This is a genomic window from Streptomyces antioxidans (genome assembly GCF_000968685.2).
Taxonomy (GTDB): Bacteria; Actinomycetota; Actinomycetes; order Streptomycetales; family Streptomycetaceae; genus Streptomyces; species Streptomyces antioxidans.
Window position 1 is genome coordinate 1 of sequence record NZ_LAKD02000089.1, and the last position, 5,013, is coordinate 5,013.

A 5,013-nucleotide genomic window follows, 5' to 3' on the forward strand; every position below is an offset into this window, starting at 1 on the left:
CATGGCGGACCCAGTACTCCGGCGAGCACACCTCATCCCCGCTCGCCGCCTCGCCCGTCACATTCGAGACCAGGGCGATGGACGGCGTCTGGAAGGACAACCCCTCAACGACCTTGCGGAAGTCGCCGAGCATGGCGTCCATGCGGGGCGAGTGGAAGGCGTGGCTCACTCGCAGGCGTCGGGTCTTACGGCCCTGCTCCGCCCACCCCCCGGCGATCTCCAGCGCCGCGGCCTCGTCGCCCGCGATGACCACGGAGGCGGGGCCGTTGACGGCGGCGATGCTCACCTCGGCCTCCCGCCCGGCCAGCGAGCCGGAGACCTCCTCTTCGGATGCCTCGATGGCGACCATCGCGCCGCCCTCGGGCAGCGCCTGCATCAACCGGCCACGCGCGGCCACCAGCGTGCAGGCATCCTCCAGCGAGAACACACCGGCAACGTGGGCGGCGGCGATCTCACCGATGGAATGACCGATCACCACATCCGGCGCCACACCCCACGCCGACAGCAGCCGGAACAACGCCACCTCCACCGCGAACAACGCGGGCTGGGTGAACGCCGTCTGATCCAGCAGCCCGGCGTCCGCGCTCCCCTCCGCCGCGAACACCACATCCCTCAGCGGACGCTCCAGCAGACCGTCCAGGTGGGCGCACACCTCGTCCCACGCGTCGGCGAACGCCGGGAAGGCGTCGTACAGCTCCCGTCCCATGCCGAGGCGCTGTGCGCCCTGGCCCGAGAACAGGAACGCCGTCCTGCCTGGCGCTCCCGCCACGCCGCGTGCGACGCCGGGCGCGGTCTCGCCGTTGGCGATGGCCTCGAGGCCGCGCAGCAGGTCCGCGCGGTCCTCGCCGACGAGCGCGGCCCGGTGGTCGAACAGCGACCGGGTCATCGCGAGGGAATAACCGAGGTCCACGGTGGGCATGAACTCTTCGCTGGCGGTGGCCAGTTGGGCCCGCAGCCGCTCGGCCTGGCCCCGGAGGGCGGCATCGGTCCGGCCGGACAGGATCCACGGCACCGGGGCCGCGGTGGTGTCCGGGGATTCCCCGGCCCGTGGCGCCTCCGGCTCATCGGGGACCGGCGCCTGCTCGATGATGGTGTGCGCGTTGGTGCCGCTCACGCCGAAGGCGGACACCGCCGCCCTGCGCGGGCGGCCCCGCTCCGGCCAGGGCACGGCCTCGGTCAGCAGCTCCAGATCGCCCGCCGACCAGTCCACATGCGGCGATGCCTCGTCCACGTGCAGGGTCTTGGGAAGGGTGCCCTCGCGCATGGCCATCACCATCTTGATGACCCCGGCGACACCGGCGGCGGCCTGCGTATGACCGATGTTGGACTTGATGGCGCCCAGCAGCAGCGGCTGGCCCTCGGGGCGGCCCTGGCCGTAGGTGGCCAGCAGTGCCTGCGCCTCGATCGGGTCACCGAGCGGGGTGCCGGTGCCATGGGCCTCGACCACGTCCACATCGGCGGAGGCCAGCCGGGCACCGGCCAGCGTCTGCTCGATCAGCCGCTGCTGCGACGGGCCGTTGGGCGCCGTCAGACCGTTGGACGCGCCGTCCTGGTTGATGGCCGAACCCCGGATGACGGCCAGCACCTCGTGGCCGTTGCGCCGCGCGTCCGACAGCCGCTCCACGAGCAGCATGCCCACGCCCTCGGACCAGCCGGTGCCGTCGGCCTCCGCCGAGAACGCCTTGCACCGGCCGTCGAAGGACAGCACCCGCTGGGCGCTGAACTCGATGAACGTGCCCGGTGTGGCCATGATCGTCACACCGCCCGCCAGCGCCACCGAGGACTCGCCCTGCCGCAGCGACTGGCAGGCCAGGTGGAGGGCGACCAGTGACGACGAGCACGCGGTGTCCACCGTGACGGCCGGGCCCTCGAAGCCGAAGGTGTAGGAGATGCGACCGGAGGAGACGCTGGGGGCGCTGCCGAGTCCGAGGTACCCCTCCACTCCCTCGCCGTCGGCCAGGATGCGCGAGCCGTAGTCGTGGTAGTTGGAGCCGACGAAGACACCGGTCTGGCTGCCGCGCAGCGCCACGGGGTCGACCCCGGCGCGCTCGAACGCCTCCCACGAGGTCTCCAGCAGCAGCCGCTGCTGGGGGTCGATCGCCAGCGCCTCCCGCGGCGAGATCCCGAAGAAGCCCGGGTCGAAGTGGCCGACTTCGTCGAGGAAGCCGCCGGCCTGGACGTAGCTGGTGCCGGACTTCTCGGGGTCCGGGTCGTAGAGGCCGTCGATGTCCCAGCCGCGGTCCTCGGGGAACCCGGAGATCACGTCCCCCTCGGCCATCAGCAGCTTCCACAGCTCCTCGGGGCTGCGCACCCCGCCGGGGAACCGGCAGCTCATGCCGATGATGGCGATGGGCTCATCGGTGGTCAGGGGCCCCTGGGCCCCCTCGGGCCGCTGGGGTGCGGCGGCGGTGACGGCCGCGGTGACCGGCTGGTCGCCGAACATCTCGGTGTGTAGGTAACGGGCCAGCACCGTGGCGTTCGGATAGTCGAAGACACAGGTGACCGGGAGCCGGAGGCCGGTGACCACGCCGAGGCGGTTGCGCAGCTCCACGGCGGTCAGCGAATCGAAGCCGAGGTCGCGGAAGGCACGGTCGGCCTCCACCGCGTCCGCGCCGTCGTAGCCGAGGACGTCGGCGGCCTGGTTGCGCACCAGTTCCAGGAGCAGCTTGGGCTGTTCGGCGGCGGGCAGCTCCGCCATCTCCCGGCGCAGCGCGGAAATCGCGTCGTCGCCGTCGCCCGCGTCCGCGCCACTGGCGGCGGCCGGGCGGTTCAGCTCGGCCACCTCGCGGAACAGCGCGTTCGGGCGTGAGCCGACGAAGTCGGGCTGGAAGCGCTCCCAGTCGATCTCGGCGATGACCAGGAAGGTCTCGTCCAGTTCCAGGGCCTGCTGCATTCCGGAGATGGCCAGCTCGGGCACCATCCCGACCATGCCGGAGCGGTCCATCCGCTCACCGACCTCGCCGGAGCCGAGACCGCCTCCGGCCCAGGCGCCCCAGGCGATGGAGGTGGCCGGAAGGCCGTCCGCGCGCCGCTGCAGCGCCAGCGCGTCGAGGTAGGCGTTGCCCGCCGCGTAAGAGCCCTGGCCCGGACCGCCCAGCGTGCCCGCCCCGGAGGAGAACAGCACGAAGGCCGACAGCTCCATCCCTGCGGTGAGCTCGTGCAGATTCCGCGTGGCGTCCACCTTCGGACGCAGCACCCCGGCCGCACGGCGCACCGTCAGGGCGTCAAGCACACCGTCGTCCAGCACACCGGCGGTGTGCACCACGGCGGTCAGCGGGAGCTCCCGCGGAATCGCGTCCAGCACCGCGGCCAGCGCCTCGCGGTCGGCCGCGTCACACGCCGCCACCGTCACCCGGGCGCCCAGCCCCTCCAGTTCCGCCTTCAGCTCGGCGGCGCCCTCGGCCTCCATGCCACGGCGGCTCGTCAGCACCAGGTGCTCGGCACCCGTTTGCGCCAGCCAGCGGGCCACATGGCCACCGAGCGCGCCCGTGCCACCGGTCACCAGCACCGAGCCCCGGCTCTGCCAGGAGCCGCGGCCCTCTGCGTCCTCGGCCGCCGTGGCACGCACCATGCGCTTGGCGAACACACCGGACCCGCGCACCGCGACCTGGTCCTCGCCCTCCGTACCCGCGAGCACTCCGATGAGACGGGCCACCGCGCGGCCGTCCATGGCCTCGGGCAGATCGACCGCACCGCCCCAGCGCTGGGGGTACTCCACGCCGACGATGCGGCCCAGGCCCCACACCATCGCCTGTACCGGGCTGACCAGCCGGTCGGAGCGGCCCACGGACACCGCGCCCCGGGTGCCGCACCACAGCGGGGCCACCACACCGGCGTCGCCCAGCCCCTGGACCAGCGCCACCATGGCCGCGAGTCCCGCGGGCACCACCTCGAACGTCCCGTGGCCGGACTCGTCAAGGCCCAGCAGCGAGAACACACCCGCCACGCCGGAGGTCTCCACCCCTGCCTCGTCGAGCGCCCCCCGCAGCCGCTCCGCGACGCTCCAGCGGTCGTTGCCCGATGCGTCGAGCACCACCCGGACGACATCGGCTCCGCCCGTCTCCAGCCCGCGCACCGTGGCGGACACGAGGGCGTCGTCGGCGTGCGATGCGGGGAGTACGACGAGCCAGGTGCCCGAGAGGGCCGCATCGGTGGCGGACGCCAGGGGCTTCCAGACCACCTTGTAGCGCCAACTGTCCACCGTGTTCTGCGCACGGCGCTGACGGCGCCAGGACGACAGCGCGGGAAGCAGCGCCGTCAGCGACGACTGCTGCTGCTCGTCCTCCACCTCCAGCGTGCGGACCAGCGCCTGCAGGTCCTCGCGCTCCACGGCCTCCCAGAAGCGCGCGTCCACCGCGTCCGCGGCCAGGCCGTCGGCGGTGGCGGACACCTCGGCGGCCGACACATCCAGCCAGTACCGCTGACGGCGGAAGGCATAGGTCGGCAGCTCCACCCGGCGGGCGCCGTGGCCTTCGAGCAAGGCGGCCCAGTCCACCGTGACGCCGCGGACGAACACCTCGGCGGCGGAGGTCAGGAACCGCTCCAGGCCGCCCTCGTCGCGGCGCAGCGTGCCCACGGCCACGGCCTGGGCCTCGGCGGATTCAACCGTCTGCTGGACGGGAAGGGTGAGCACCGGGTGCGGGCTCACCTCGATGAAGGTGGCGTGGCCGGTGCCGAGGAGGGTACGGGTGGTGGCCTCCAGCTCGACGGTCTGCCGCAGGTTGCGATACCAGTACTCCGCGTCCAGACCGGTGGTGTCCACCAGCTCGGCGGACACCGTGGAGTAGAACGGCACCTCAGAGGCGCGCGGCTCAATATCGGCGAGGACCGTCAGCAACTCCTCGCGGATGGCCTCCACATGAGCGGAATGCGAGGCGTAGTCCACCGGCACCCGACGGACCCGCACCTCCTCACCCTCCAGCCGCGCCACCATCTCATCCAGCGCACCCGGATCACCGGACACCACCACCGAACCAGGGCCATTGACGGCGGCCACGGATATACCGCCATCCC

At 72.7% G+C, this 5,013-nt stretch carries 1 protein-coding gene; it reads right to left on the reverse strand.

Translation table 11 applies throughout. From position 1 onward, the window contains the following. A partial coding sequence (locus VT50_RS28565) for a type I polyketide synthase (protein ID WP_143645285.1) occupies window positions 1-5,013 on the reverse strand: 5,013 nt, incomplete at both ends.